26 protein-coding genes are annotated in these 24,159 nt (G+C 65.2%); 16 read left to right on the top strand and 10 right to left on the bottom strand.

The annotated features are described in order from the left end of the window. Nucleotides 1-29 precede the first annotated feature (29 nt). The 8 genes from VARPA_RS07310 (at nt 30) to VARPA_RS07275 (ending at nt 8,848) form a co-directional block, all read left to right on the top strand. Entirely contained in the window at nt 30-1,493 is a 1,464-nt protein-coding gene (locus VARPA_RS07310) for a TPM domain-containing protein (RefSeq protein WP_013539920.1), read from the top strand. An 87-nt stretch (nt 1,494-1,580) separates the two neighbouring features. Beyond that, nucleotides 1,581-2,501 carry a hypothetical protein gene (locus VARPA_RS07305; RefSeq protein WP_013539919.1) on the top strand — a complete coding sequence of 307 codons (921 nt, stop codon included), beginning with the start codon at nt 1,581-1,583 and terminating at the stop codon, nt 2,499-2,501. 111 nt (nt 2,502-2,612) lie between these two features. Next, nucleotides 2,613-3,293 (top strand): FadR/GntR family transcriptional regulator, encoded by a 681-nt coding sequence (locus VARPA_RS07300; RefSeq protein ID WP_013539918.1) that lies wholly within the window; start codon nt 2,613-2,615, stop codon nt 3,291-3,293. A 67-nt stretch (nt 3,294-3,360) separates the two neighbouring features. Then, on the top strand, nt 3,361-4,674 hold the full coding sequence (locus VARPA_RS07295) for a CynX/NimT family MFS transporter (RefSeq protein ID WP_013539917.1): 1,314 nt from the start codon (nt 3,361-3,363) through the stop codon (nt 4,672-4,674). Nucleotides 4,675-4,710: 36 nt separating this feature from the next. After that, nucleotides 4,711-5,355, top strand: coding sequence for an ABC transporter ATP-binding protein (locus VARPA_RS07290; RefSeq protein WP_013539916.1), 645 nt, complete (start codon nt 4,711-4,713; stop codon nt 5,353-5,355). 150 nt (nt 5,356-5,505) lie between these two features. Continuing rightward, nucleotides 5,506-7,743, top strand: coding sequence for an NADP-dependent isocitrate dehydrogenase (locus VARPA_RS07285; RefSeq protein WP_013539915.1), 2,238 nt, complete (start codon nt 5,506-5,508; stop codon nt 7,741-7,743). Between the two features lie 162 nt (nt 7,744-7,905). Next, nucleotides 7,906-8,241 (top strand): DUF1161 domain-containing protein, encoded by a 336-nt coding sequence (locus VARPA_RS07280; RefSeq protein ID WP_013539914.1) that lies wholly within the window; start codon nt 7,906-7,908, stop codon nt 8,239-8,241. Nucleotides 8,242-8,257: 16 nt separating this feature from the next. Next, the gene (locus tag VARPA_RS07275; protein ID WP_013539913.1) at nt 8,258-8,848 is read left to right on the top strand and encodes an NADPH-dependent FMN reductase; all 591 of its coding nucleotides are present in this window, start codon (nt 8,258-8,260) and stop codon (nt 8,846-8,848) included. Here VARPA_RS07275 and VARPA_RS07270 read toward each other — a convergent pair. Next, nucleotides 8,842-9,384, bottom strand: a complete 543-nt coding sequence (locus VARPA_RS07270) for a nucleoside 2-deoxyribosyltransferase (RefSeq protein ID WP_013539912.1) — start codon at nt 9,382-9,384, stop codon at nt 8,842-8,844. The two genes, VARPA_RS07275 and VARPA_RS07270, sit on opposite strands and share 7 nt — an antisense overlap. Before the next feature lie 64 nt (nt 9,385-9,448). Further along, nucleotides 9,449-9,850 carry a YbaN family protein gene (locus VARPA_RS07265; RefSeq protein ID WP_013539911.1) on the bottom strand — a complete coding sequence of 134 codons (402 nt, stop codon included), beginning with the start codon at nt 9,848-9,850 and terminating at the stop codon, nt 9,449-9,451. 159 nt (nt 9,851-10,009) lie between these two features. On the opposite strand from VARPA_RS07265, the gene VARPA_RS07260 reads away from it, so the two are divergent. Together VARPA_RS07260 and VARPA_RS07255 are read left to right on the top strand one after the other, a co-directional pair. Next, nucleotides 10,010-10,375 (top strand): glutaredoxin domain-containing protein, encoded by a 366-nt coding sequence (locus VARPA_RS07260; protein ID WP_013539910.1) that lies wholly within the window; start codon nt 10,010-10,012, stop codon nt 10,373-10,375. Between the two features lie 96 nt (nt 10,376-10,471). Further along, nucleotides 10,472-10,891, top strand: coding sequence for a hypothetical protein (locus VARPA_RS07255; protein WP_013539909.1), 420 nt, complete (start codon nt 10,472-10,474; stop codon nt 10,889-10,891). A 7-nt stretch (nt 10,892-10,898) separates the two neighbouring features. Here VARPA_RS07255 and VARPA_RS07250 read toward each other — a convergent pair whose 3' ends face one another. After that, the gene (locus tag VARPA_RS07250) at nt 10,899-11,228 is read right to left on the bottom strand and encodes a hypothetical protein (RefSeq protein ID WP_013539908.1); all 330 of its coding nucleotides are present in this window, start codon (nt 11,226-11,228) and stop codon (nt 10,899-10,901) included. A 432-nt stretch (nt 11,229-11,660) separates the two neighbouring features. Further along, on the bottom strand, nt 11,661-12,428 hold the full coding sequence (locus VARPA_RS07245; RefSeq protein WP_049794346.1) for a DUF3108 domain-containing protein: 768 nt from the start codon (nt 12,426-12,428) through the stop codon (nt 11,661-11,663). Between the two features lie 267 nt (nt 12,429-12,695). On the opposite strand from VARPA_RS07245, the gene VARPA_RS07240 reads away from it, so the two are divergent. Continuing rightward, the gene (locus VARPA_RS07240) at nt 12,696-13,445 is read left to right on the top strand and encodes an SDR family oxidoreductase (RefSeq protein WP_013539907.1); all 750 of its coding nucleotides are present in this window, start codon (nt 12,696-12,698) and stop codon (nt 13,443-13,445) included. Between the two features lie 36 nt (nt 13,446-13,481). Here the strand turns inward: VARPA_RS07240 and cynS are convergent, their stop codons facing one another. Both cynS and VARPA_RS07230 read right to left on the bottom strand, forming a co-directional pair. Further along, a complete protein-coding gene (gene cynS, locus VARPA_RS07235; RefSeq protein ID WP_013539906.1) occupies nt 13,482-13,925 on the bottom strand; it encodes a cyanase in 444 nt (147 codons plus the stop codon). Between the two features lie 66 nt (nt 13,926-13,991). Beyond that, entirely contained in the window at nt 13,992-14,417 is a 426-nt protein-coding gene (locus VARPA_RS07230; protein ID WP_013539905.1) for a DUF1348 family protein, read from the bottom strand. 87 nt (nt 14,418-14,504) lie between these two features. On the opposite strand from VARPA_RS07230, the gene VARPA_RS07225 reads away from it, so the two are divergent. Next, nucleotides 14,505-15,116, top strand: coding sequence for a TetR/AcrR family transcriptional regulator (locus VARPA_RS07225; RefSeq protein ID WP_013539904.1), 612 nt, complete (start codon nt 14,505-14,507; stop codon nt 15,114-15,116). Here VARPA_RS07225 and VARPA_RS07220 read toward each other — a convergent pair. Then, complete coding sequence (locus VARPA_RS07220; RefSeq protein WP_013539903.1) at nt 15,094-16,755, bottom strand: L-lactate permease; 1,662 nt, start codon at nt 16,753-16,755, stop codon at nt 15,094-15,096. The two genes, VARPA_RS07225 and VARPA_RS07220, sit on opposite strands and share 23 nt — an antisense overlap. A 147-nt stretch (nt 16,756-16,902) precedes the next feature. Here VARPA_RS07220 and VARPA_RS07215 point away from each other — a divergent pair, with 147 nt between their 5' ends. The 4 genes from VARPA_RS07215 to VARPA_RS07200 all read left to right on the top strand — a co-directional run bounded on the left by VARPA_RS07215 (nt 16,903) and on the right by VARPA_RS07200 (nt 21,614). After that, nucleotides 16,903-17,787, top strand: a complete 885-nt coding sequence (locus VARPA_RS07215; protein WP_013539902.1) for a LysR substrate-binding domain-containing protein — start codon at nt 16,903-16,905, stop codon at nt 17,785-17,787. Nucleotides 17,788-17,950: 163 nt separating this feature from the next. Then, nucleotides 17,951-19,108: an alpha-hydroxy acid oxidase gene (locus VARPA_RS07210; RefSeq protein WP_013539901.1), complete on the top strand. Its 1,158-nt coding sequence runs from the start codon at nt 17,951-17,953 to the stop codon at nt 19,106-19,108. A 150-nt stretch (nt 19,109-19,258) separates the two neighbouring features. Continuing rightward, nucleotides 19,259-20,593, top strand: coding sequence for an MFS family transporter (locus VARPA_RS07205; protein WP_013539900.1), 1,335 nt, complete (start codon nt 19,259-19,261; stop codon nt 20,591-20,593). 136 nt (nt 20,594-20,729) lie between these two features. After that, entirely contained in the window at nt 20,730-21,614 is an 885-nt protein-coding gene (locus tag VARPA_RS07200; RefSeq protein ID WP_144298951.1) for a DUF3108 domain-containing protein, read from the top strand. Nucleotides 21,615-21,663: 49 nt separating this feature from the next. On the opposite strand, the gene VARPA_RS07195 is transcribed toward VARPA_RS07200, so the two are convergent. The 3 genes from VARPA_RS07195 to VARPA_RS07185 are packed head-to-tail and all read right to left on the bottom strand — an operon-like array spanning nt 21,664 to nt 24,135. Continuing rightward, the gene (locus VARPA_RS07195; RefSeq protein ID WP_013539898.1) at nt 21,664-21,993 is read right to left on the bottom strand and encodes an L-rhamnose mutarotase; all 330 of its coding nucleotides are present in this window, start codon (nt 21,991-21,993) and stop codon (nt 21,664-21,666) included. 49 nt (nt 21,994-22,042) lie between these two features. Further along, entirely contained in the window at nt 22,043-22,822 is a 780-nt protein-coding gene (locus VARPA_RS07190) for an SDR family oxidoreductase (RefSeq protein ID WP_013539897.1), read from the bottom strand. 32 nt (nt 22,823-22,854) lie between these two features. Beyond that, nucleotides 22,855-24,135, bottom strand: a complete 1,281-nt coding sequence (locus VARPA_RS07185; RefSeq protein WP_013539896.1) for an L-fuconate dehydratase — start codon at nt 24,133-24,135, stop codon at nt 22,855-22,857. Between the last annotated feature and the right edge of the window lie 24 nt (nt 24,136-24,159).

Raw genomic sequence — 24,159 nt, 5'->3', positions numbered from 1 at the left:
CAACCATCGCAACTGGAGGACCGATTCCGATGCAGTGTCGCAAGGGGCAGAAGACAGCCTGGCCATGGCTGCAGTTGTGGATGGGGCTTTTGTTCATCGCCATGCTCGCCTGGCATGGCGGCGCTGAGGCCAAGCCGGTCCCCGTGCCCGCCATGGACTCGCGCGTGGTGGACCTTACGAAAACGCTGGGCGCGCGCGAAGCCGATGCGCTTCGCAGCGACATCCGTGGCCTCGAGCAGAACACGCAGGCCCAGCTCGCGGTGCTGATCGTGCCGACCACGGGCGAGGACTCCATCGAGCACTACGCCACCCGCGTTTTCGCCGAGTGGCAGCTCGGCCGCGAGGGCGAAGACGACGGCGTGCTGCTGCTGGTGGCACTGAAAGACCGCAGGATGCGCATCGAAGTCGGCACGGGCCTGGAAGGCCGGATCACCGACATCCAGGCCGCCCGCATCCTCGACCAGCAGATGAAGCCGCGCTTTCGCGAGAACGACTACGCCGGCGGCATTCAGGCGGCCGTGCAGTCGCTGTCGGCGCTGATCGAAGCGCCCGTGGCGATGCAGCCGGTCGAATCCGAAGCGTCCGCGCCGGAGGAAAAGAAGCCACATCCGCTCACGGCGTTCCTGCAGCCTCTCGAAAACGTGCAGGTGAACTGGGCCGTGCTCGGCGCGATGCTCTGGACGCTGGCCATCGGCATCTGGTACGGACGCACCGCGCCCGCCACCGGCTCCGGACCGCGCGTGGTGGTGCGCGGCACGGGCAAGCGCGGCCGCAAGGTGCGCCGCGCCGCCGACCGCGAAGCAGCGGTGGGCTCAGCGCTGTGGGCCGACCTGCAGACGCAGGAAACGCCGCCCCGCAAGCGGCCGGGCCGGCTCACGGTGCTGGGGCTGGTGGTCGCCGGCCAGGCGGCCGCGGCGCTGGCGGTGATGAACCTCGCGCTGCCGCTCTTTCTACTCACGCCCGCCGGCCTGGTGTACGGCGTCGGCTACCTGTCGGGCCGGTTCAAGGGCGCGCGCTGGTTCTTCATCGGCCTGGCGGCTCTGATCGCGGGCCTGGTCGCCCTCGGCTTCTACCTCGGCGCGGACCGCTTCTTCTGGGGCCTGCTCTGGGCCATGTGCGGCGGCGTCGCGCTGCTGTTCACCAGCCTCATCGTCGTCGGCATCGCAAAGAGCTGGCGACGCAGCCAGCTCGGCTTCTTCATCCGGTGGGTCATCGTGCTCGGCATCCTCGGCTTCATGCTGGTGGAGACGAACCCGGGTCCGGTGCCCGACGAGAGCTGGATCCCCGCCGCGCTGGCGACCTTCCTTGCGCTGCTGTTCGCATTCCTGCCGTTCGACGGAGGCGGTGGGGGCGGCGATGACAACGACAGCAGCGACAGCGGGTGGAGCAGTAGCAGCAGTTCTTCAAGCAGCAGCAGCTCGTCGTCGTCTTCGTCTTCCGACAGTGGCGGGGGCGGTTCCAGCAGCGGCGGCGGGGCATCGGGCAGTTGGTGACAGGTTACCCACCCGGTCAAACGCCAGCTATTCACCGCCTCGCCAGTGCCTTAGGATGGCGCCGCCTCCCACTCCCACGGCCTCCCTATGGATTCATTGACCGCACTCTGGGGTGACTTCCTCGTCTTCGCGGGCGTCATCTTCGGCATCCTGCGGAAAGTGCCCGACGTCTTCTGGGCCGCGCTGATCGCGGCAGCCCTGGCCCTGTGGGGCGTGAAGGTGGCGAACCGCGACAACGCGCGGCACTTCATGCGGCAGCTTCGGCACGACAAGGACGAGAAGGCGGCCCAGCGGCTGGCGGACCTGCGCCGCGATGTCTACCTGCATGCGATCGACCAGTTCGTGCACGCCAGTTCCTACCTGAGTTCGCTGCCGACCGCGGACCTCAACAAGGCCGACGCGGCGCAGCCGCTGCAGGGCTTCTTCGCGGCGGCGGCCAAGCTGCAGATGGTGTCGGAGGCGAAGACCTCGGCGCTGGTGTCCGACCTCATCGGCACCTTCAGCGCGCTGCATTTCAAGCTCATCGGCGCGGCCCAGCCGATCCAGCAGGTGCTCAGCGAAATCGACTTCTACACAACGCTCTGCGAAGGCGCGGTGGCCGAGCAGAAGCGCGCGCTCTCGGCCATCGATCAGTTCGTGCCCTCGGGCAACGCCGAAAGCGATGAGGCCCGGCGCCGCGCGCTCGACCTCGCGCTCGACACGCAGACCAAGTTCCTGCGCGATCACAGCGAGATGCGCCAGGCCCTGCACGTCGAACGGCATGCGCTGCATGGCGAGTTCGTGAAGAGCCTGATGCTGGGGCTGCAGGCCATCAACACGAAGATGCAGCCGATCATGGTGGCAATCCGGCGCGAGCTGAACATCGACAGCCAGATCGATGTCTACGCGGACGCCGTGTCCGAGCAGCAGGACCGTGTGGCGGGCGCCGTCGCCGAGCTGATGGCGCAGTTGGACGACCCGCGGCAGGCGCCGCCGCGGACCAAGCCCGCCAGCCTCGAGAACCGCTGAACCCGGCGGGGAGGGCCGAAGGGCCGGAAGACGAAGAGCCCATGAAGCCGACTGCGGCTTTTCACGAATGCCAAAATTCATCCAATGATTCAATGAATAGGCACCCGAGACATGCTCGCCCAAGCCCCCCGAACCTCGCTGGCGGACGCCGCCGCCGACAGCATCCGCAATGAAATCTCCGCTGGCCGCTGGGCCATCGGCGCGCGCATTCCCATCGAGCCGCAACTGGCGCAACTCTTGGGCGTGAGCCGCGGCACGGTGCGCGAGGCCGTCAAAACGCTGGTCTCGCGCGGGCTGCTCGAAGTGCGGCAGGGCTCGGGCACCTTCGTGCGCTCGGGCTACGACCCGTCGGCCAGCCTGCAGAAGATGCGGCTGGCCAGCCTGCGCGACCAATTCGAAGTGCGCCGCGCGCTCGAAGTCGAGGCCGCCCGGCTCGCCGCGGTGCGCCACACCGCGCGCGACCTGCGCCGCCTGCACACCCTGCTCGACAAGCGCGGCGTGCCCGATGCGGAGGACGACGGCGACGGCTTCGTCGAACGCGACCTCGCCTTCCACCTGGCCATCGTCGACATCTCGGGCAACCTCGCGCTGGCCGAGACCTGCCGCTTCATCACCGGCTACATCAAGGAAACCATCGCGAGCACCCTGAGCACCAGCCTGCCCGAGCCCGACGAGGCCGCGCACCGCGCCGTCGTCGAAGCCATCGCGAGCCGAGACCCCGAACGCGCCGCCACCGCCGTGCGCGACTTCATGGCGCCGATGCTCGACGCCCTGGCACGGAGGACCGCATGAGCACCGCGCCGGGCCGCCCCAAGCAAGCGCGCGCCGCAGTGCGAAGCACGAAGACGAAGGCATTCCAATGAGTGCGATTCCTTTGCAAGCCGGCGTCGTTCACCGCGATCCGCCCGCCGCCAACACCACCGAAGAGCTGCTGATCGACGCCGAGGTCGACAGCCTGCCCGCCCCTCGCCCCACGCCGGCCCCCAGCCTCGCGCGCCGCATCCTGCTCGGCGCGAGCGTGGTGCTGATCGCCTTCAACTTGCGGCCGGTGTTCGCGAGCCTCTCGGTCGTGCTGCCCGAGATCATCCAGGCCACCGGCCTCTCGGCCACGGCCGCTAGCCTTCTGACCACGCTGCCGATCCTGTGCCTTGGCATCTTCGCGCCGCTCGCGCCCTGGCTTGGCCGGCGCTTCGGCACCGAGCGCACGCTGCTCGGCTGCATGGTGCTGATCCTCGTGGGCACGGTGCTGCGCGGCACGGGCAACATCCCGCTGCTGTTCCTGGCCTCGGCCATCGCGGGCAGCGGCATCGCGGTGTCGAACGTGCTGCTGTCGGGCCTGGTGAAGCGCGACTTCGCGAAGCAGGCGGCGCTGATGATGGGCCTCTACACGATGGCCGTGTGCGGCGGCGCCGCGAGCGCCGCGGGCCTCACCGTGCCGCTCGAACATGCATTGGGCGGCGGCTGGACCTACGCCCTCGCAATGTGGGCCGTACCGGCCCTGCTGGTCACGCTGATCTGGGCGCCGCAGGCGCTGCCGCTGAAGCCGGTGGCGAGCGAGTCGGGCTTTACTGTGCAGGGCCTCTGGCGCGACCGGCTGGCATGGCAGGTCACGCTCTTCATGGGGCTGCAGTCCGCCCTCGCCTACATCGTGATGGGCTGGCTCGCGCCGATCCTGCGCGAGCGCGGGCTCGGCGGCGAGATGGCCGGCTACGTTGTGTCGCTGTCGGTCATGACGCAGGTGGTGACCTGCCTCGTGGTGCCCGCGCTGGCCGTGCGGCTGCGCAACCAGCGCGGCCTGGGCGTGGTGCTGGCGCTGCTCACGGTGAGCGCGATGCTGGCCATGCTGTTCGCGCCGCTGGGCGGGGCGTGGGTCTGGGCGTGGGCCGTGATGCTGGGCATTGCGCAGGGCGGGACCTTTGCGCTCGCGCTCACGATGATCGTGCTGCGCTCGCGCGATTCACATGTCGCCGCGCACCTCTCGGGCATGGCGCAGGGCGTGGGCTACATGGTGGCCGCGTGCGGGCCGCTGCTGGCCGGGCTGCTGCACGGGTGGACCGGCAGCTTCCGCGCCTCGGCGTGGCTCTTCGTCGGGCTGGGCATCGCACTGGTGATCGCAGGGCTGGGCGCGGGGCGCACGCTGTACGTGGGAGCGGTGACAGTGCCGAAGCACTGAACGGGGCCGGCGTCCGATGAGGTACAACCTCGCCTCGTGAATACCACCCCCTCGCACTCCCCCGTCCTTCGTCTTCAGGACATCGACTTCGCCTACCCCGACCAGCCCGCCATCGCCGCCGGCTGGAACGCCGCCATCGGCCCCGGCGTCACGCTGCTGTACGGCGACACCGGCGCCGGCAAGTCGGCGCTGCTCCAGGTGATCGCGGGCGTGCTGCCTGCCACCAAGGGCCGGCTGACGGTCGCGGGCGCGAGCCTCGACGCCAAACCCGAGGCCTACCGTCGCAGTGTGTTCTTCGTCGATCCGTCAACGGATCGCTTCGACCAGGTCACTGCGCGGGCCTGCACCGCGACCCTGCGCGAAGGTGACGCCGGCTTCGACGACGGCCTCTGGCAGGCCCTGGTCGAGGGCTTTTCCCTGCCCCCGCACATCGACAAGCCGATGTACATGCTCTCCACGGGTTCGAAGCGCAAGGTGTGGCTGGCCGCCGCCCTCGCCTCGGGCCGCCCGCTGGTGCTGCTGGACGAGCCGACCGCGGCGCTGGACGCCGGTTCGGTCCGCCGCCTGTGGAGCGCCCTGGCCGACGTGACAAGCCGGCCGGGCCGGGCCGTCATCGTCGCCAGCGCCGCGCGCATCGACGAGGTGCCGCTGGCCGCCACCATCGAGCTTCCCCTCCATTGACAGAGCCTTGCGCGGGGAGATAACCCCGGCGGCTGTCCGGGCGGGTCGCCGCCCGGCGACAATCGCGGATTCCGGCGGTCAGATCCCGCCGGAGTCTCCGGCGGAAGTTCCCGCCACCCCGACCTCCCTCAGCTTTACGGAAGCAAGCGCATGAGCACGAAGCAACCCACCATCGTCTACACCCTGACCGACGAGGCGCCCCTCCTGGCGACCTACGCGTTCCTCCCCATCGTGCGCGCCTTCACGGCCCCGGCCGGCATCAACGTCGAGACGAGCGACATCTCGGTGGCCGCCCGCGTCCTGGGCGAATTCCCCGAATTCCTGAGCGACGCACAGAAGGTGCCCGACAACCTGGCCGAACTGGGCAAGCTCACGCTCAAGCCCGAAGCCAACATCATCAAGCTGCCCAACATCAGCGCCTCGGTGTCCCAGCTCAAGTCGGCGATCAAGGAGCTGCAGGACAAGGGCTACAAGATTCCCGACTATCCCGAGAACCCGACCACCGACGAAGACAAGGACATCCGCGCGCGCTACAACAAGTGCACCGGCAGCGCCGTGAACCCGGTGCTGCGCGAAGGCAACTCGGACCGCCGCGCCCCCAACGCGGTGAAGGAATACGCCCGCAAGAACCCGCACAGCATGGCCGACTGGAGCCAGGCCTCGCGCTCGCATGTCTCGCACATGCACGGCGGCGACTTCTATCACGGCGAAAAGTCCATGACGCTGGACCGCGCGCGCAACGTCAAGATGGAACTCCTGACCAAGAGCGGCAAGACCGTCGTGCTCAAGTCCAAGGTGGCGCTGCTGGACCGCGAGGTCATCGACTCCATGTTCATGAGCAAGAAGGCCCTGCTGGCCTTCTATGAAAAGGAGATCGAGGACGCGCACAAGACCGGCGTCATGTTCTCGCTGCACGTCAAAGCCACCATGATGAAGGTCTCGCACCCCATCGTATTCGGCCACTGCGTGAAGATCTTCTACAAGGAAGCCTTCGAGAAACACGGCAAGCTGTTCGACGAGCTGGGCATCAACGTCAACAACGGCATGGTCGATCTCTACAACAAGATCGCCACGCTGCCCCAGAGCACGCAGGACGAGATCAAGCGCGACCTGCACGCCTGCCACGAGCACCGCCCCGAACTGGCCATGGTCGACTCGGCCAAGGGCATCACCAATTTCCATTCGCCCAACGACGTGATCGTGGACGCATCGATGCCCGCGATGATCCGCAACGGCGGCAAGATGTGGGGCGCCGACGGCCGCCTGAAGGACGTCAAGGCCGTGATGCCCGAATCGACCTTCGCCCGCATCTACCAGGAGATCATCAACTTCTGCAAATGGCACGGCGCCTTCGACCCCAAGACCATGGGCACGGTGCCCAACGTCGGCCTCATGGCCCAGAAGGCCGAGGAATACGGCTCGCACGACAAGACCTTCGAGATCCCCGAAGACGGCGTTGCCAACATCACCGACCTGGACACCGGCGAAGTGCTGATGAGCGAAGACGTGGAACAGGGCGACATCTGGCGCATGTGCCAGGTCAAGGACGCCGCGATCCGCGACTGGGTGAAGCTGGCCGTCACGCGCGCACGCAACTCCGGCATGCCGGTGGTGTTCTGGCTCGACGCCTACCGCCCGCACGAGGCGCAGCTGATCACCAAGGTCAAGATGTACCTGCACGAGCACAACACCTCGGGCCTGGACATCCAGATCATGAGCCAGGTGCGTGCCATGCGCTACACGCTCGAGCGCGTCGTGCGCGGCCTGGACACCATCAGCGCCACCGGCAACATCCTGCGCGACTACCTCACCGACCTGTTCCCCATCATGGAACTGGGCACCTCGGCCAAGATGCTGTCGATCGTGCCGCTCATGGCCGGCGGCGGCTTGTACGAAACCGGCGCGGGCGGCTCGGCCCCCAAGCACGTGCAGCAGCTGGTCGAAGAGAACCACCTGCGCTGGGATTCGCTCGGCGAATTCCTCGCGCTGGCCGTGAGTCTGGAAGACCTGGGCCTGAAGACCGGCAACGCGCAAGCGAAGATCCTGGCCAAGACGCTCGACGCCGCCACCGGCAAGCTGCTCGACAACAACAAGAACCCGTCGCCCAAGACCGGTCAGCTGGACAACCGCGGCAGCCAGTTCTACCTGGCCATGTACTGGGCGCAGGAGCTTGCCGCGCAGACCGACGACAAGGAACTGCAAGCCAAGTTCAAGAAGCTCGCCGAGACGCTGACGGCCAACGAGAAGAAGATCGTCGACGAACTCGCGGCCGTGCAGGGCAAGCCGGTGGACATCGGCGGCTACTACCTCGCCGACCCGGTCAAGTTCGAGACGGTGATGCGCCCGAGCGCAACGCTGAACTCGGTGCTGGCATCGGCGCAAGCCTGACGAAAGACCGGCGGCATCTGCGCTTCGTCGCCGAAGCCTGATGCATGCCTTTGCAACGGCCTGCCGCGCATGCGGCAGGCCGTTGCCATTTGTGAGCCGCAGCCGACAGCACCGGGACTAGACTGTTTGCCCGTCAACCACGCTGCGAAAGGCAGGCTAATCATGAAACCCTGGTTGATTTCCATCGCGTGCATCGCAACGGTCGGCGCAGCCCACGCCGCCGAAAGCTGCGAGACCCTGCGCGCGCAGATCGAAGCGAAGATCAGCGCAGCGGGTGTCACGCGCTTCGCGGTGCTCGTCGTCGATGCCAACGCGCCAGCGGCCGGCCAGGTGGTGGGCAGTTGCGAACTGGGCACCAGGAAGATCGTCTACCAGCGCGAGGGCGCAGGGTCGGCGCCGGCAGCAGTTCCGGCACCCGCCAGCTCGCCCGAAGACGATGACATCCTGACCGAGTGCAAGGACGGCACCGTGTCCGTCGGCGGCGACTGCAAACGCTGAGAAGAAGGTGTGAACGATGGCTGACAATATCCTGGTGTTCTATGGCTCGTACCGCTCGGACCGCATGGGCGTGCGGCTCGCCGACTTCATCGTGAGAGGCCTCGCCGCACGAGGCGCCGATGCGGAGCTGATCGACGCCAAGGCGGTCGACCTGCCGATGCTCGACCGCATGTACAAGGAATATCCGAAGGGCACGGCGCCCGCGGCGATGGAAACGCTGGCGGAGAAGATCCGCACGGCGGACGCCTTCATCTTCGTGACGGGCGAATACAACTGGGGTCCGCAGCCCGGACTGAAGAACCTGACGGACCACTTTCTCGAAGAGTGGTTCTGGCGGCCGGCTGCGGTCGCGAGCTATTCGGCGGGACGGTTCTCGGGCGTGCGCTCGGGGACAGTGTGGCACTCGATCCTCTCGGAGATGGGAATGGTGGTGGTGTCGAGCACGCTGGCGGTGGGGCCGATTTCGCAGACGCTGGATGAAGACGGTCAACCGACGGGCAAGGCGGGCGAATCGCTGGAACGCGCCTTCCCCCGATTTGCAGATGACCTGGCTTGGTGGACCGAGGCAGCGCGCGCGCAGCGGGCGCGCAAGGCGCCGCCTTACTGACGCAGCGCGGCCAGCACCAAGGCCATCTTCTGCAGCGCCGCCTCGGGCGTCGCCTCGATGTGGATCGAGCAAGCCAGCATGAGATTCAATGGCTGGCCGAAGTCTTCGACCGCGATGCCGGTGCCGCTCTCGCGCAGCACGCCGTTCGCGTCGTGCGTGCATGGCAACGTGGCACGCGCACGGTCCGCGTAGCTGCCTTCGGGCACGCCATAGGCCACGACGGGAATGCCCAGCGCCACGGCAGCACCGACCTCGAACACCGTGCCCGAATCCGGCTCCAGCCCTCTGAAGGACGAGAGGTTCGCCACCACGCCATCGGCGCCGCGAAGGCGCTGCATGTTGGCTTCGTAGATGCGCTTCTCCAACGCGTCGGGCGATGGCTCTTCTTCGCCATCGGCGGGCAGCAAGGCCGCCAGACCCAGTGCATCGCACGCCACCTTGAGCCGCACGAAATGGTCTCGGGCATCTGGGCGGAAAACGTCCGGCCCCGCGAGATAGATCCGGGGGCGCATCGGGGTGTCGGAGGGCTCGTCCATCGCAGGAGCTTCGCCGATTTTCGGGCTCAGCTCAATATGCGACGAAGCACTGCATCGCGGCGCATCACTGCTGCTGCGCAGGCGGCAACGGACGCGACCACAGCCACGCCAGCACGACCGCCATGCACCCGATGGCCAGCGCGGCCATCCACACGCGATGGGCAGTGAACGACACGATGACGGCGCAGACCGCCATGGTGATGGTCGCGCTCCACTTCGCGCGGCGGCTCACGGAGCGGCCGTTCTCCCAGTTGCGAAGCAGCGGGCCGAAGATGCGGTGATTGCGCAGCCACGCGTGAAGGCGCGGCGAACTGCGCGCCGCCGCCCATGCGGCCATCAGGATGAACACGGTCGTCGGCATGCCGGGAAGCACCACGCCGACGAGCCCGAGGACGAGGCACAGCACCGCGAAGCAATGCAGCAGCACGCGTGCAAGGGGCGACAGGGGCTTGGGATCAGGGTTCAACGCAACGTTCTCGAAAGGATCGGACGACGAAGGCGGACCGGACCGGTGCCTTCGCCAGTGCCCATTCTTCACCAGCTTGCGGCCCGAGTGCCAAGGAACGGGCAGAACGCCGACGGAGCGCCGGGCACTTACAGTCACGCGAACCAATGAAAGGCCCCCATGCCCCGTCCCGTTCTCGAAGAAGCCCGCATCCACCCCGCCATCCGCAACAAGGTCGCCGAGAGCCGCCAGACCATCGTCCGCGAGGTCATGGCGGCCATTGCAGCCAACGATGTGGTCGTGGTGGGCATGGGCATCAACCCGCATCCGAAGCAGGCGCGCAAGGCGCTCGACGCGATCGGGCAGCCGTACAAGTACCTCGAGTACGGCAACTACCTGAGCCAATGGCGCGACCGCAACGCGCTCAAGATGTGGACCGGCTGGCCCACGTTTCCGATGGTGTTCGTGAAGGGCACGCTGGTGGGGGGTGCTTCGGATCTGAAGAAGCTCATCGACAGCGGCGAGCTGAAGGGGCTTGTCGGCTGACCGGCTGCCGCCGAAGATGGCAATGTCCCGCGGTCTCGAAGGGACGGTAAAGTCTCACCCGGTATCGAAAGCAGTTCCAAAAAAGGGAATGTCACCATGATTTTTCAGTTCATCTTTCCGCGCAAGACGTTGGCTTTCTGTCTGGGTACGCTCCTGTTGGGCGCTTCCTCGGCGCATGCCGTCGAAGCAACCGCCCCGCAGTCGAGCGAGCAAAACGTCCTCGTCGAAACGCTGCTCGCACCGGCCCGCGCCGAGAGAGTCCGCGTCGAGGAGACTGGGGCTTACGGTGTAGACATGCGAGACGTCAAACGCCACCTGGCCGCGGGTCTGAAAACCGACATGGGACTTTTCCCTCGCAGCGAGGCACGGTCTTTCCTCGATGGCGGTGTGAAGATGGACTATCAAGTCGCGCGCCCTGCAATCGACCGTCCTTTCGGCAACGAACGCGCCCTTGTGGAACTGCCCAAGGTGTCGAGTGCCTTCCAGCGTGCGATCCGGTCGATTTCCACGAACTGATCTCCCGTCAGCGCGCTTTTTCCAAGCCCTCGCATTGGCATTCGATATCCGCGTGCAACATGCCGAGCGAGGCGATTGCCAGCCGCTGAAGCGATGCGCGATCGGCCGCGCCGAACAGCGGCACCGGGGCGGGGCCGTTCGATGAATGCGCTTCGTCGCGTCGATCTTCATCCCACGCGAGCAACTCCATCAGCGTGTGCGCCCCCTGCACCACGTCGCGCGCATCGTTGAGGAACAAGGCGTATCGCCGCTCCTTGTGGTCGAGCCCCTGCAAGGGATTCCACACAAAGGGTTTGAACTCCGCACTGTCATGCGCAGTGCTTGATGACTCGGCCATGTTGGCCCTCCCTGTCGGTTCAGCTTTGCTACAACCGCTGCATTCGCTGTCAAACGAAGGCGGCGGCTCGAACGGGTTGACAGACCGGGAACCGCTAGGCGAAACCGGCAGGGCGCGAGCCCTCCCATCCGAGCCGCCTAAAAAGGAAGCCGGAATGGCAAAAGCCGCAAACCATTGCGGGTGTGCGGCTTTCACCGCGGTTCTTTCAGGCTGTCAAACCCGGCCTCGCTCATCACGAGGCGACTGGAATGTAGCGGTGGGGTTGGCTCGCGTCAATCAAACGCAGGGATTCGGCAAGGCATACGTCAACAAGCACACAAAACTGATAGAAGGCCTGCGTTAGCGTACTTCGGATTTTTCGAAGGTCTTCGCTAGCGGTAATTTAAGGCTCTCGTGCCGAGATCCGATGAGCTTTGACGAAAGGTTGGCATTTCACTGCGCCTTAGTTGCTGGAACAGCGCGCAACTGAGCATCGGCGAAATCGCCGTTGGCTCTTGTCTGCCTGAATCGTGCGGGCAGGTAGCCGTAGGTCGGGGCAAGCCAGAGTTCGAGCTTGTTGTCGACATCGCTTCGGGAACTGCGGGTAAGTTTGCGCACAACAATTTCACCGACTGGGAGCGTCATTTTTTCGTCCTCGCCGATCACGAAGACCCAGACACCAGCATCACGCAGTCCGGCTGTTTGAATCGAGATCAGTGCGCCACTTGGATAGCGTGCCGGGTTCGCCTTCAGGATGGCACCGAGTTGCATCATGACGCTCAAGCGGTCCTGCGCGCCACCCCTCAACTGCGCGCTTGGTGCGTTGCTACTGAATACGATTTTCTCTTGATCGCGCAAAAAACGCGTTATTGACTCGTCTTTGCGGCCTTCGGAATACTTTTCCGGCTCGATCCCCGATGGCCCGATTCGACCCGTGCTGCGCTGATTCAGGATTGTGTTGCGAAGCACCTCGAACGTCAGTTGGGCGTCATAACCGTAGCCGTTCTGCCACCAGACCAGTTCACCATTGACGCCGCGCATAGGAGAAGATTGGTACTGCCCCGTCACAGCGTATTTGAGTTGAATTGGCCCAGCAACCCAAAACTCTCTGGGCGACACATCCGGAACCTCTGGTTCTGCCGCGCACCCGACCATCAAGACTGCGACGAGGATCAACGCGAGAAATCTAGGCATGTTGAGACTGAGGAAGATGTCAAACACTCCTCTATTGAAGAGCGGTGGTAACAAGGAAGCAGTTTCTTCCTTGTTGTCGGTACGCGATGGCTCGCCCAAGCTTGCAACGCAACTGTAGCGGTGACGATTCAATTCAATGCACCGATTACCTGCCAGTGCTCACCCATTTCGCAGAATCAGGCAAGAACCCCGTTCAATCCGGATACCGCTCCAACCCTCATCCGCACGAAACTTCTCTTCATGCCCGGCGCGCCCTTTGCGCCATGGTCCACCAACCAGCACGAGGAGTTTTGTATGAGCGCAATCCAGGAAAAAGTCGTCCTCATCACCGGTGCGAGCAGCGGGATCGGCGAGGCCACCGCGCGGCTGCTGGCGCGGCGTGGTGCCAGCGTGGTGCTCGGGGCGCGGCGCACCGACAAGCTTGAAGCCCTTGCGGCCGAGATCAACGCTACGGGCGGCTCGGCGAGCTTCCAGCATCTCGACGTGACGCATCGGCCCAGCGTGGAAGCCTTTGCCGAGTTCGCCTTCGACACGCACGGCCAGATCGACGTGCTGGTCAACGCGGCGGGCGTGATGCCGATGTCGCCGCTGTGGAACCGCAAGATCGAGGAGTGGGAACTCATGATCGACGTGAACCTGCGCGGCGTGCTGCTCGGCGTGGCCGCCGTGCTGCCGACGATGCAGTTGCAGGGCTGGGGCCACATCGTGAACGTGGCGCCCGTGGCCGTGCAGGGCGTGACGCCGGAGTCGGCCGTGTACCACGGCACGCAGTACGCGGTGAACGCGATCTCCGAGGGGCTGCGCCAGGAGCATGCGGGCCACCTGCACGTCACGGTCGTGAGCCCCGACGTGACTGGCTTCAGCGACCCGCTGGCCGAGCGCCTCGCCGCGAGCTACCGCTTCGAGCGCATGCACACGCGGCGGCGCCTTGCCTCGCCGGCCGAGAGCGTCGCGCGATCGGTGGCCGGCGCCATCGAGGGATACGGCATCACGATGCCGGTGCGGCCGGGCACGGTGTCGAGGCCGGCCGAGCACGCGTGGTGATCGGCCAGCCGGCGAACTCGGCGAACTGCGGCCGCGTCAGTAGGTCTTGTACGGCAGGAACTTGCCCGACAGCACCACGTTGACGCGGTCGCCCTTCGGGTCGGCCTGGCGCTGGATGTCCATGCTGAAGTCGATCGCGCTCATGATGCCGTCGCCGAACTCCTCGTGGATCAGCTCCTTGATGGTGGTGCCGTACACGCTCACGATTTCGTACCAGCGGTAGATGAGCGGATCGGTCGGCACGGGCGTGGGCAGCGAGCCCTTGTAGGGCACGAGCTGGAGCCACTTCTGCTCTTCCGCGGTGAGGCCGAAGATCTTGCCGATGACCTTGGCCTGCTTGTCGTCGAGCGTCATCTGGCCGAGGCAGGCGGCGGTGGTCCATTCCTTCGACTGGCCGACTTTTTTGGCCACGTCGGCCCACTGGATGCCCTTGGACACCTTCACGGTGATGATCTTCTCGGTGACGTCGTTGCGGTTCATGCGCGCTCCTTCTTTGTTGAATGGGTACAGGCAAGCAACACCTGTGCCCATTCAAGCCATGACCGGTTACGCGCGATCCCAGCGGAACTTGCGCTCCGACTCCGCGATCGGCTGGTCGTTGATGCTCGCGTAGCGCTTCTGCATCAGACCCTTCTCGTTGAACTCCCAGTTCTCGTTGCCGTGGCTGCGGAACCACTGGCCCGCGGCGTCGTGCCATTCGTACTCGAAGCGCACCGCGATGCGGTTGTCCATGAAGGCCCAGAGCGTCTTCTTCAAACGGTAGTCGTGCTCGCGCTCCCACTTGCGGGTGAGGAACTCCACCACCTGCTCGCGGCCGTTGACGAAGTCGGCGCGGTTGCGCCACTCGGTGTCGGGCGTGTAAGCCAGGCTCACGCGAACCGGGTCGCGGGTGTTCCAGGCGTCTTCGGCGGCCTGGACCTTCTTGGTCGCGGTCTCGAGGGTGAAGGGCGGCAGCGGCGGGCGGGATTCCATGAAGAGTCTTTCGATGGTTGAGGAGTTGTCGAGGGCCGCAATGTGCCACAAAGTAGACAGGTCTGTCTACATGCCTACAATCGCACCATGGACATCTCGGCACTGCCCGCGCGCGAGCGCATCCTCATCACTTCGCACGACCTCTTCTATCGCGACGGCATCCGCGCCACCGGCATCGACCGAGTGATCGCCGCCTCGGGCGTCACCAAGGTCACCTTCTACCGGCACTTCCCCTCCAAGGACGACCTGGTGCGCGAGTTTCTCGACCACCGGCACACGCGGTGGATGGCATGGTTCGTCGATGCGCTGGGACGACGCGGCGCGCATGAACGCGCGGGCGACGCCCACGCCCTGCTGCTGCTGGCCGACGTGATGGCCGAGTGGTTCGCCGATCCGGTGTTTCGCGGCTGCGCGTTCATCAACGCGACGGCCGAAGTAGGCGGCAGCGTGCAAGGTGCGCTGGAGCGTGCGCGCGAGCACAAGCGCGAAATGGTCGAGGTGATCGCGGGCCTCTTGCCTTCGCAACTGCCCGCGCGCACGGCGCTCGCGCAGGCTGCAGGCATCGGCATCGACGGCGCCATCATCAAGGCCCAGATGGGCGATGCCGCATTGGCGCGCGAAGCAGTCGAAGACCTGCGACGGCTGCTGGAGGCTCTGGTGGCCTCCGCCGAACAAACTACTTCACGACCATCAGCGTGAACGGCCACACATAGGCCTGCAGCGTCACGTAGAAGCCGACGAGGCACGCCAGCGCGATGGAGTGGAAGAACACGTAGCGCAGGATCTCGCCCTCGTGGTTGAACCAGCGCGTGGCGGTGGAGGCGACCACGATCGACTGCGCATCGATCATCTTGCCCATCACGCCGCCCGAGCTGTTGGCCGCGCCCATGAGGTTGGGGCTCAGGCCCAGTTGGTCGGCCGCGACCTTCTGCATGCCCCCGAAGAGCACGTTCGATGCGGTGTCCGAGCCCGTGAGCGCCACGCCCAGCCAGCCCATCAGCGTGCCGAAGAATGGGTAGAACACGCCCGTGTTGGCAAAGGCCAGGCCCAGCGTCGTATCGAGCCCCGAGTAGCGCGTGAGCGTGCCGAGCGCGAGCATCAGCATGATGGTGAGCAGCGAGAACTTCACCAGCCACAGCGTGCGGCCGTAGGCGGCGACGAGCTGGACCGGGTTGTACTTCATCACCAGCCCGCCCACGAGGGCCGCCACCAGAATGCCGGTGCCCGTGGCCGAGAGCAGCAGCAGCTGGTACGCCGCGCCCTCCTTCGTCGGCTTGGGCACCACCGGCGCCACCTTCTCGATCATGTTGTGCAGACCGTCGATGGGGAAGTTGGGCGCAAAGATGCCGTTGAGCCAGGTCTTGACCACCGGCAGGCCCCAGATGAAGACGAACACTGTGAGGATGAGCCACGGCGTCCAGGCGCGCACGATGTCGGCGCTCGAATGCTTCTTCGGCGCGACCGCGGGGCCGGCCTCGCCGCCGTCTTTCTCGTGGCCCTTGAGCGAGACCGAGGTCCACACGGTCTTGGGTTTCCACACGCGCAAAAAGAGCACCAGGCACACCATCGAGACGATGGCCGCGATGATGTCCACCAGCTCGGGGCCGATGTAGTTCGACACCAGGAACTGCGGGATCGCGAACGACAGGCCCGTCACCAGAATGGCCGGCCACACCTCCATCATTCCCTTGCGCCCCGCGAACGCCCAGATGAGCCAGAACGGCACCAGCAGCGAGAAGAACGGCAGCTGCCGCCCGATCATCGCGGTGACGGCCATGAGGTCGTAGCCATGCACCTTGGCCAGCGTGATGACCGGCGTGCCCAGCGCACCGAAGGCCACCGGCGCGGTGTTGGCGATGAGCGAGAGCCCCGAGGCCGCGAGCGGCGAGAAGCCCAGGCCGATGAGGATCGCCGCCGTCACCGCCACCGGCGTGCCGAAGCCCGCCGCGCCCTCGAAGAAAGCGCCGAAGGCAAAGGCGATGAGCAGCAACTGCAGGCGCCTGTCTTCGGTGATGCCGGCGATCGAGTCCTGCAATATCTGGAAGCTGCCGTTCTGCTGAGTGAGCTGCTGCAGGAAGATGATGTTCAGCACGATCCAGCCGATGGGCAGCAGGCCCGTGATGCCGCCGAGAAAGGCCGCCTTGCCCGCCATGTCGGCCGGCATGCCGAAGGCGAAGACCGCGATGAGCACGGCGCTCAGCAGGCCGAGCCCCGCCGCGTAATGCGCCTTCACGTGCAAGAGCCCGAGGCACACGAGCATGACCACCACCGGTATCGCGGCCAGTGCCGTCGATACCACCATATTGCCGAACGGGTTGTAGACCTGTTGCCAGACCATGGGTTTGTCTCCTGTTGGATTTGGTTATGAGACGGTGTGCGGAACGCACCGAAAAATCGCCGAAGGCAACACAAGACAAACGAGAACGACGCCACGAGCCACCGACAGCGATTCGCTAACATCCTACCCCCCGGCACGCAACAGCACATGGCATCCACGCGACTCCCCTCGACCCAGGGCCTGCAGGCCTTCGAGGCCGTCGCGCGGCTGCGCAGCGTGAACCTTGCGGCCGAAGAACTCAGCGTGACGCCCAGCGCAGTAAGCCACCGCATCCGGCAGCTGGAGACGCAGCTCGAACTCAAGCTCTTCACCGGCAGCGACTTCGGCCTGAGCGCCGATGGCGTGGCGTATCTCGCCCGCGTGCGCGAGGCCATTGCGGCGCTGCAGCAGGTGCCCGGCCGCGAGCCCGCATCGCAGGTGCGGCGCCTGCGCGTGGCGGTGACGCCCACGTTCTCCCGCCAGATGCTGCTGCCGCGGCTCGCGCGGTTTCGCGATGCCTATCCGAACATCGAACTGATGCTGCAGGTGACCATGCCGGTGCGCAACATGACGGCCGAAGAAGCCGACCTGGAGCTGCGCTTCGGCACCGGACCTTTTCACGACCGCGAGTTCTGCCAGTTGCTGGCCGACGACGTGGCGCCCGCCTGCAGTCCGGCATACCTGCAGCGTCACGGGCCGTTCGAGGGCTTCGCGACCGATGCGGAGGTCTCGCGCGTGCAACTGCTGCGCACGCCGCTCGAATCGTGGCGCACCTGGTTCAAGGCGCACGGCATCGGCCTGCCGGAGCCGGCCACGGGCCATCAGTTCAACGACCTGGGCCTGGCGCTCGACGCGGCGGCCGAAGACTTCGGCGTGGTGCTCATGCACCTGAAGCTGGGCAGCGCGTGGCTGGAGAACGGGCGCCTGGTACGGCTCTCGGCCGAGAGCGTGCCCTCGCCCAACGCCTACTTCCTTTGCTGGCGGCCGGGAGCGATGGAGCGCTGGGAGTGCGCGACCTTCGTCGAATGGCTGCGGCAGGCGCTGCGGGACTGATGGATTGATCGACGGCCCGGCCGGCTGAATTCTTTTCAGGCACGGCCCGGGTATTTTTCAGATGAGGGTCCGTTTCGGACGCCACACTCGGCCCGCGGCGGAGCCTGCCCATAATCCCCGCTCGCGCGATCGAACAAACAGAGACAACCCAGGAGACTCCCCCGTGGCCGACCTTTCCAAGATCACCAACATCGAAGACCTGCGGGTGATCGCCAAGCGGCGCGTGCCGAAGATGTTCTACGACTACGCCGACTCCGGCGCGTGGACCGAGGGCACCTACCGCGCCAACGAGAGCGACTTCCAGAAGATCAAGCTGCGCCAGCGCGTGGCTGTGAACATGGAAGGCCGCTCCACGCGCACCACCATGATCGGCCAGGACGTGGCGATGCCCGTCGCCATCGCGCCCACCGGCCTCACCGGCATGCAGCACGCCGATGGCGAGATCCTCGGCGCCCGCGCGGCCAAGGCCTTCGGCATTCCGTTCACGCTCTCGACCATGAGCATCTGCTCGCTGGAAGACATCGCCGAAAACACCGACCGCCATCCCTTCTGGTTCCAGCTCTACGTGATGAAGGACCGCGACTTCATCGAGCGCCTGATCGAACGCGCCAAGGCCGCCAACGTGACGGCGCTGCAGCTCACGCTGGACCTGCAGATCCTCGGCCAGCGTCACAAGGACATCAAGAACGGTCTCACCGCGCCGCCCAAGCCCACGATCGAGAACCTCATCAACCTCGCGACCAAGCCGCGCTGGTGCATGGGCATGCTGGGCACGAAGCGCCGCACCTTCGGCAACATCGCGGGCCATGCCAAGGGCGTGAAGGACTTGTCGTCGCTCTCTTCGTGGACCGCCGAACAGTTCGACCCCGCGTTGAGCTGGGCCGACGTGGAGTGGATCAAGAAGCTCTGGGGCGGCAAGCTCATCCTGAAGGGCATCATGGACGTGGAAGACGCACGCCTCGCGGCGAGCAGCGGCGCCGATGCGCTCATCGTGTCGAACCACGGCGGCCGCCAGCTCGACGGCGCGCCCTCCTCCATCGCCGCCCTGCCGGCCATCGTCGAAGCGGTGGGCAGCGAGATCGAGGTGTGGATGGACGGCGGCATCCGCAGCGGACAGGACGTGCTCAAGGCCCGCGCGCTCGGCGCGCGCGGCACGATGATCGGCCGCAGCTTTCTCTACGGCCTCGGTGCCCACGGGCAAGAGGGCGTGACCCGCGCGCTGCAGATCATCCACAAGGAACTGGACATCACCATGGCCTTCTGCGGCCACACGCAGATCGACACGGTCAACTCCGGCATCCTGCTGCCCGGCACCTTCTGAAAAGAAGAAAGAGACAGGTAAGAGGCAGGGCCGACAAGGCCACTTCGACGGCAGGTGGATGCGGCGCCTGCTGACACGCGCAGCGGGCGTGCGGGACAGAATGTTGCAGCAGACAACAACACAGCCGCCCTGCATGGCGGCACAGCCACCATGAGCGCAGTCACGCCCACTCAAGGAGGCCAGACGGCCTCACCCTCTTCGCCCCCGCACTACACCGCCGAAGAAAAACGGCACCGCGTCTTCGCCATCATGGCGGCCTCGTCGGGCAACTTGGTCGAGTGGTTCGACTTCTACGTCTACGCGTTCTCGGCGCTCTATTTCGCGCCGGCCTTCTTCCCCAAGTCGGACCCCACCGCGCAGTTGCTCAACACGGCCGGCGTGTTCGCGGCCGGCTTCCTCATGCGGCCCATCGGCGGCTGGCTCTTCGGCCGCGTGGCCGACCGGCTCGGGCGCAAGACCTCGATGCTGATCTCCGTGACGATGATGTGCGGAGGCTCGTTCGTCATCGCGTGCCTGCCGACCTACGCGCAGATCGGTGCGTGGGCACCGTTCCTGCTGCTGGTGTGCCGCCTGTTCCAGGGCCTCTCGGTCGGTGGCGAATACGGCACCACGGCGACCTACATGAGCGAGGTCGCGTTGCGCGGACAGCGCGGCTTCTTCTCGTCGTTCCAGTACGTCACGCTGATAGGCGGGCAACTGCTCGCGGTGCTCGTGATCGTGGTGCTCGAGCAGTTGCTCACCGAGGCCGAACTCAAGTCGTGGGGCTGGCGCATTCCGTTCGTGATCGGCGCCATCGCCGCGGTCGTCGCGCTGCTGCTGCGCCGCACGCTGCATGAAACGCAGAGCGCCGAAGCCAAGGCCAACAAGGAGGCCGGCAGCATGGCAGGGCTCTTCAAGCACCACACGCCCGCGTTCTTGACGGTGCTGGGATACACGGCCGGCGGCTCGCTGATCTTCTACACCTTCACCACCTACATGCAGAAGTACCTGGTGAACACGGTGCACCTGCCGATCAAGACGGCAAGCTATGTGATGACCGGCGCGCTGTTCGTCTACATGTGCATGCAGCCGGTCTTCGGCGCGCTGTCGGACCGCATCGGGCGGCGCAACAACATGCTGCTGTTCGGTGGCCTCGGTGCGCTTGCGACCGTGCCGATCCTTACTGCCCTGCAGCACACGACGAGCCCCGTGCTGGCCTTCGTGCTGATCATCGTGGCGCTGGCGATCGTGAGCTTCTACACGTCGATCAGCGGGATCGTGAAGGCGGAGATGTTTCCGCCCGAGGTGCGGGCGCTCGGTGTTGGCTTGGCCTACGCCGTGGCCAATGCGATCTTCGGCGGGTCGGCGGAGTATGTGGCGCTGGGGCTCAAGTCACTGGGGCACGAGTCGGCGTTCTTCTGGTACGTGAGCGGGATGATGGTGATTGCGTTCCTCGTCAGCCTGCGCCTTCCGAGACAGGCGAGCTACCTGCATCACGATCATTGAAGACTTCTTAGGAAGCGGCTGTGAATTTGTGAAGTATTTCCCAGCGCATCAGCCGATATAGCGCGATCACTGTAATCCACCCTCGATTTGAAAGGCAATCTCCAATAATCGCGGCTCACTTAAAAAGGGAGCGATTTTGAAGAAGACCAATTTCAATAACTTGCCGCGTTTTCGGCTGCTGGCGATTGCCGCTGCTGCTGTAGCAATCTCTGCATGTGGCGGTGGTGGTGGAGGCGGCGGCGGATTTCCCATCTTGCCAATTGCACCGGCACCAGAATCCACGCCAGCACCACAGCCGCCAGCGCCGGTGGCGGACAACTCGGCACCCTGCTTCAATGAAGCTGATTTCCGCGAAGGAACAACGGTCGAGTTCGAGGGAGCGAAGCCGGGAGCTGGCAAAGAGTCCGCGTCCTTCTACAGAAGGAGCGTGACCGAGGGTCGCGAAGTGTTTGCCGGCGCCAATCCAATCGCCGTCAATGTCGGATCCGAAACGGTCCATGTCATGCGAACGCAGCGGAGCACCGTCAAGAAAGAGTACAAGGATCTTGTCGGTGGGAGCATCCTGCTTTACGGCAAGTCCTCGACTTACAAACAGACGATCGATCCGGATTTTGCGGCTACGCTTCCTCCCGGTTTCCTCAAAGATCTGGTCGTTTTTACTTCCCAGGTTTTCGAGCCGCCGTTCTCCTTTCCAGTCGACATGAAGCCTGGTCAAGTAGTCAACCAGAAATCCTCGATCACCAAAAGCAGCACTGTCAATGGGCGCAGCGAATCTTCGACCTCCATCCCCGCCACTGGCGAGCTGATTTATCACGGCCGCGAGAAGCTGGAAACACCACTGGGCACTTTCGATACCTGCAAGCTTTCGCTGAAGATCACAGTCGGTGCCTCGGTGATCACAAAGGATGCGACCCAAGAGCTCTGGCTGGCTGCCGAAGGCCCCTATCGAGGCCAACTGCTCAAGGGCAGCGATGCAAAATCGTCGAAGCTCGTGACGAAGATGACCTACTCGCCCAAATAAACGGGCGGTCGGTCTCTCAACAAGCGGACCCTTCGGGGTCCGTTCTTCGTTACAGCTCGAAGATCCGCTCCATCCCCACCCACTTCTCCCCTTCAGGCGTCCAAGGCGTAGGCGCCTGAAACTTCCACATCAGATCCTCCCATTCCCGGATCTTCGGATCGTTCTGCGATGCAAGCGCCATCGCCTCCGCGTCATACCGCGCGTCGTCCGTCTCCATCAGCATCACCATCCGTGTGCCGAGCCGGTAGATCTCCATCCCCGTCACGCCATGCGCATGCAGATGCGCACGCACCTCGGGCCAGATGTTGCGGTGATAGGCCTCGTACTCGGCGATCAGTACCGGGTCGTCTTTCAGGTCGAGGGCAAGGCAGTGGCGCATGGGTCGGTCGATGCAGTAGTGGGCAGAAGAAAAGGAGAGCGATGAGAGATCAGGTCAGCGCCCGATCCAGATGCGTATACCCGCCGTCCACGAACACCCACTGCCCCGTCGTGTGCGAAGAAGCCGTATCGGACAGCAGGAACACCACGGAATTCGCAATCTCCTGCGGCGTCGTCATCCGCCGCCCCAGCGGAATCTTGTCGGTGATCGTCGCGAGCTTGCGGTCGGGCTCGTCGAAGGCCGATATCCAGCGCTGGTACAGCGGCGTCATCACCTCGGCGGGAATCACCGCGTTGACGCGCACGCCATCCTCCAGCAACGACGCAGCCCACTCGCGCGTCAGCGACAACTGCGCGCCCTTGGCTGCGGTGTAGCCGCTGGTATTGCCCTGCCCCGTCAGCGCAGTCTTCGACGAGATATTCACGATGGCCCCGCGGCTCGCCTTCAAGTGCGGCAGGCAGAAATGCGCCATCACGTAGTAGTGGATGAGGTTGCGGTCCAGCGACGCGATGAACGCTTCGCGCCCCGCTTCGAGCCCCACGCTGTCGTTCACGCCCGCGTTGTTGACCAGCCCATCGATGCGCCCGAACTCCGCGACCGTGCTTTCTATCGCCTTGCCGCAAGCCGCCTCCTCCATCAGTTCGAATTGAAGAAACCGCGCCCGCGGCTGCAATCCGCGCAGCTCCTCCTCGAACGCGGCATCCAGCGGATTCTTCCCGCAGATAACCGGCACCGCGCCTTCGCGCGCGAGCGTGAGCGAAACGGCTGCACCGATGCCGCTGCCGCCACCGGTGACGAGCACCACTTTGTCTTTCAGATTCAAGTCCATGACCGCGCGACGCCCTTCCTGTTGTTGTCCACTTACCCGCGAAAGCGATAACGCTCGAGCGATGCCGGCTTCATCGTGATCGAGAAGCCCGCTCCCGTCGGCGGAAAGTACGCCGCATCGCGCACCACGCAGGGCTCGACGAAATGCTCGTGCAGGTGGTCCACGTACTCGATCACCCGCCCTTCGCGCGTGCCAGAGATGCACAGGTAGTCGATCATCGACAGATGCTGTACGTACTCGCACAGTCCCACTCCGCCCGCGTGCGGGCACACGGGCAGCTTGTATTTCGCGGCCATCAGCATCACCGCGAGGATTTCGTTCACGCCACCGAGCCGGCATGAATCGATCTGCACCACATCGATGGCGCCGCGCATGATGAACTGCTTGAACATGATGCGGTTCTGGCACATCTCGCCCGTGGCCACCTTCACCACCGGCGCGATGCCTTCGCGGATCTTGCGGTGGCCTTCGACGTCGTCAGGGCTCGTCGGCTCCTCGATGAACCAGGGCTTGGCGAACGCGAGCTGCTTCACCCAGTCGATGGCCTGGTCGACCTCCCACACCTGGTTGGCGTCGATCATCAGATGGCGATCGGGTCCGAGTACCTCGCGCGCCACGGTCAGCCGCCGGATGTCGTCCTGCAGGTCACGACCCACCTTGAGCTTGATGTGATTGAACCCCGCATCGACCGCCTCCTGCGCGAGCCGCCGCAGCTTCTCGTCGGAGTAGCCGAGCCATCCCGCCGACGTGGTGTAGCAGGGGTAGCCCTCGGCCTTCAGCGTAGCGATGCGTTCGGCCTTGCCGACAGAGGCTTCGCGCAGCAACACCAGCGCCTCTTCAGGCGTGATGCAGTCGGTGATGTAGCGAAAGTCGATGCAACGCACGAGCTCCTCGGGGCTCATGTCGGCCACCAGTTGCCACACCGGCTTGCCTTCGGACTTGGCCCAGAGGCCCCACATCGCATTGACCACCGCGCCGGTCGCCAGATGGATCGCGCCCTTGTCCGGGCCGATCCAGCGCAGCTGGCTGTCGGAGGTGATGTGCCGCCAGAAGCGGCCCATGTCCTCGGCCACCCACTGCAGGTCGAGCCCGACGACGAGGTGACGCATCGACTCGATGGCCGCGCAGCAGATCTCGTTGCCGCGGCCGATGGTGAAGGTCAGGCCGTGGCCTTCGAGCCCCGGCTGGTCGGTCTCCAGCACGACGTACGCCGCGGAGTAGTCCGGGTCGGGGTTCATCGCGTCGGAGCCGTCGAGCTGCTGCGAAGTGGGAAAGCGCACGTCCAGTACGCGCATGGATCGAACGATGGTCATGAACGAGGTCTTCAGAGAAAAGGG

Source organism: Variovorax paradoxus EPS, from assembly GCF_000184745.1.
Taxonomy (GTDB): Bacteria; Pseudomonadota; Gammaproteobacteria; order Burkholderiales; family Burkholderiaceae_C; genus Variovorax; species Variovorax paradoxus_C.
Note: the sequence above shows the minus strand (reverse complement) of the source record. Positions and strands in the feature narration are given on the sequence as shown.

What these genes read in the sequence shown, in the direction of transcription:
- VARPA_RS07250 (WP_013539908.1), bottom strand. Translation starts at nt 11,228, where the DNA reads ATGGCCGAGTCATCAAGCACTGCGCATGACAGTGCGGAGTTCAAACCC.
- VARPA_RS07225 (WP_013539904.1), top strand. Translation starts at nt 14,505, where the DNA reads ATGGACATCTCGGCACTGCCCGCGCGCGAGCGCATCCTCATCACTTCG.
- VARPA_RS07220 (WP_013539903.1), bottom strand. Translation starts at nt 16,755, where the DNA reads ATGGTCTGGCAACAGGTCTACAACCCGTTCGGCAATATGGTGGTATCG.
- VARPA_RS07285 (WP_013539915.1), top strand. Translation starts at nt 5,506, where the DNA reads ATGAGCACGAAGCAACCCACCATCGTCTACACCCTGACCGACGAGGCG.
- VARPA_RS07240 (WP_013539907.1), top strand. Translation starts at nt 12,696, where the DNA reads ATGAGCGCAATCCAGGAAAAAGTCGTCCTCATCACCGGTGCGAGCAGC.
- VARPA_RS07205 (WP_013539900.1), top strand. Translation starts at nt 19,259, where the DNA reads ATGAGCGCAGTCACGCCCACTCAAGGAGGCCAGACGGCCTCACCCTCT.
- VARPA_RS07185 (WP_013539896.1), bottom strand. Translation starts at nt 24,135, where the DNA reads ATGACCATCGTTCGATCCATGCGCGTACTGGACGTGCGCTTTCCCACT.
- VARPA_RS07230 (WP_013539905.1), bottom strand. Translation starts at nt 14,417, where the DNA reads ATGGAATCCCGCCCGCCGCTGCCGCCCTTCACCCTCGAGACCGCGACC.
- VARPA_RS07190 (WP_013539897.1), bottom strand. Translation starts at nt 22,822, where the DNA reads ATGGACTTGAATCTGAAAGACAAAGTGGTGCTCGTCACCGGTGGCGGC.
- VARPA_RS07280 (WP_013539914.1), top strand. Translation starts at nt 7,906, where the DNA reads ATGAAACCCTGGTTGATTTCCATCGCGTGCATCGCAACGGTCGGCGCA.
- VARPA_RS07275 (WP_013539913.1), top strand. Translation starts at nt 8,258, where the DNA reads ATGGCTGACAATATCCTGGTGTTCTATGGCTCGTACCGCTCGGACCGC.
- cynS (WP_013539906.1), bottom strand. Translation starts at nt 13,925, where the DNA reads ATGAACCGCAACGACGTCACCGAGAAGATCATCACCGTGAAGGTGTCC.
- VARPA_RS07300 (WP_013539918.1), top strand. Translation starts at nt 2,613, where the DNA reads ATGCTCGCCCAAGCCCCCCGAACCTCGCTGGCGGACGCCGCCGCCGAC.
- VARPA_RS07295 (WP_013539917.1), top strand. Translation starts at nt 3,361, where the DNA reads ATGAGTGCGATTCCTTTGCAAGCCGGCGTCGTTCACCGCGATCCGCCC.
- VARPA_RS07255 (WP_013539909.1), top strand. Translation starts at nt 10,472, where the DNA reads ATGATTTTTCAGTTCATCTTTCCGCGCAAGACGTTGGCTTTCTGTCTG.
- VARPA_RS07195 (WP_013539898.1), bottom strand. Translation starts at nt 21,993, where the DNA reads ATGCGCCACTGCCTTGCCCTCGACCTGAAAGACGACCCGGTACTGATC.
- VARPA_RS07305 (WP_013539919.1), top strand. Translation starts at nt 1,581, where the DNA reads ATGGATTCATTGACCGCACTCTGGGGTGACTTCCTCGTCTTCGCGGGC.
- VARPA_RS07310 (WP_013539920.1), top strand. Translation starts at nt 30, where the DNA reads ATGCAGTGTCGCAAGGGGCAGAAGACAGCCTGGCCATGGCTGCAGTTG.
- VARPA_RS07215 (WP_013539902.1), top strand. Translation starts at nt 16,903, where the DNA reads ATGGCATCCACGCGACTCCCCTCGACCCAGGGCCTGCAGGCCTTCGAG.
- VARPA_RS07270 (WP_013539912.1), bottom strand. Translation starts at nt 9,384, where the DNA reads ATGGACGAGCCCTCCGACACCCCGATGCGCCCCCGGATCTATCTCGCG.
- VARPA_RS07260 (WP_013539910.1), top strand. Translation starts at nt 10,010, where the DNA reads ATGCCCCGTCCCGTTCTCGAAGAAGCCCGCATCCACCCCGCCATCCGC.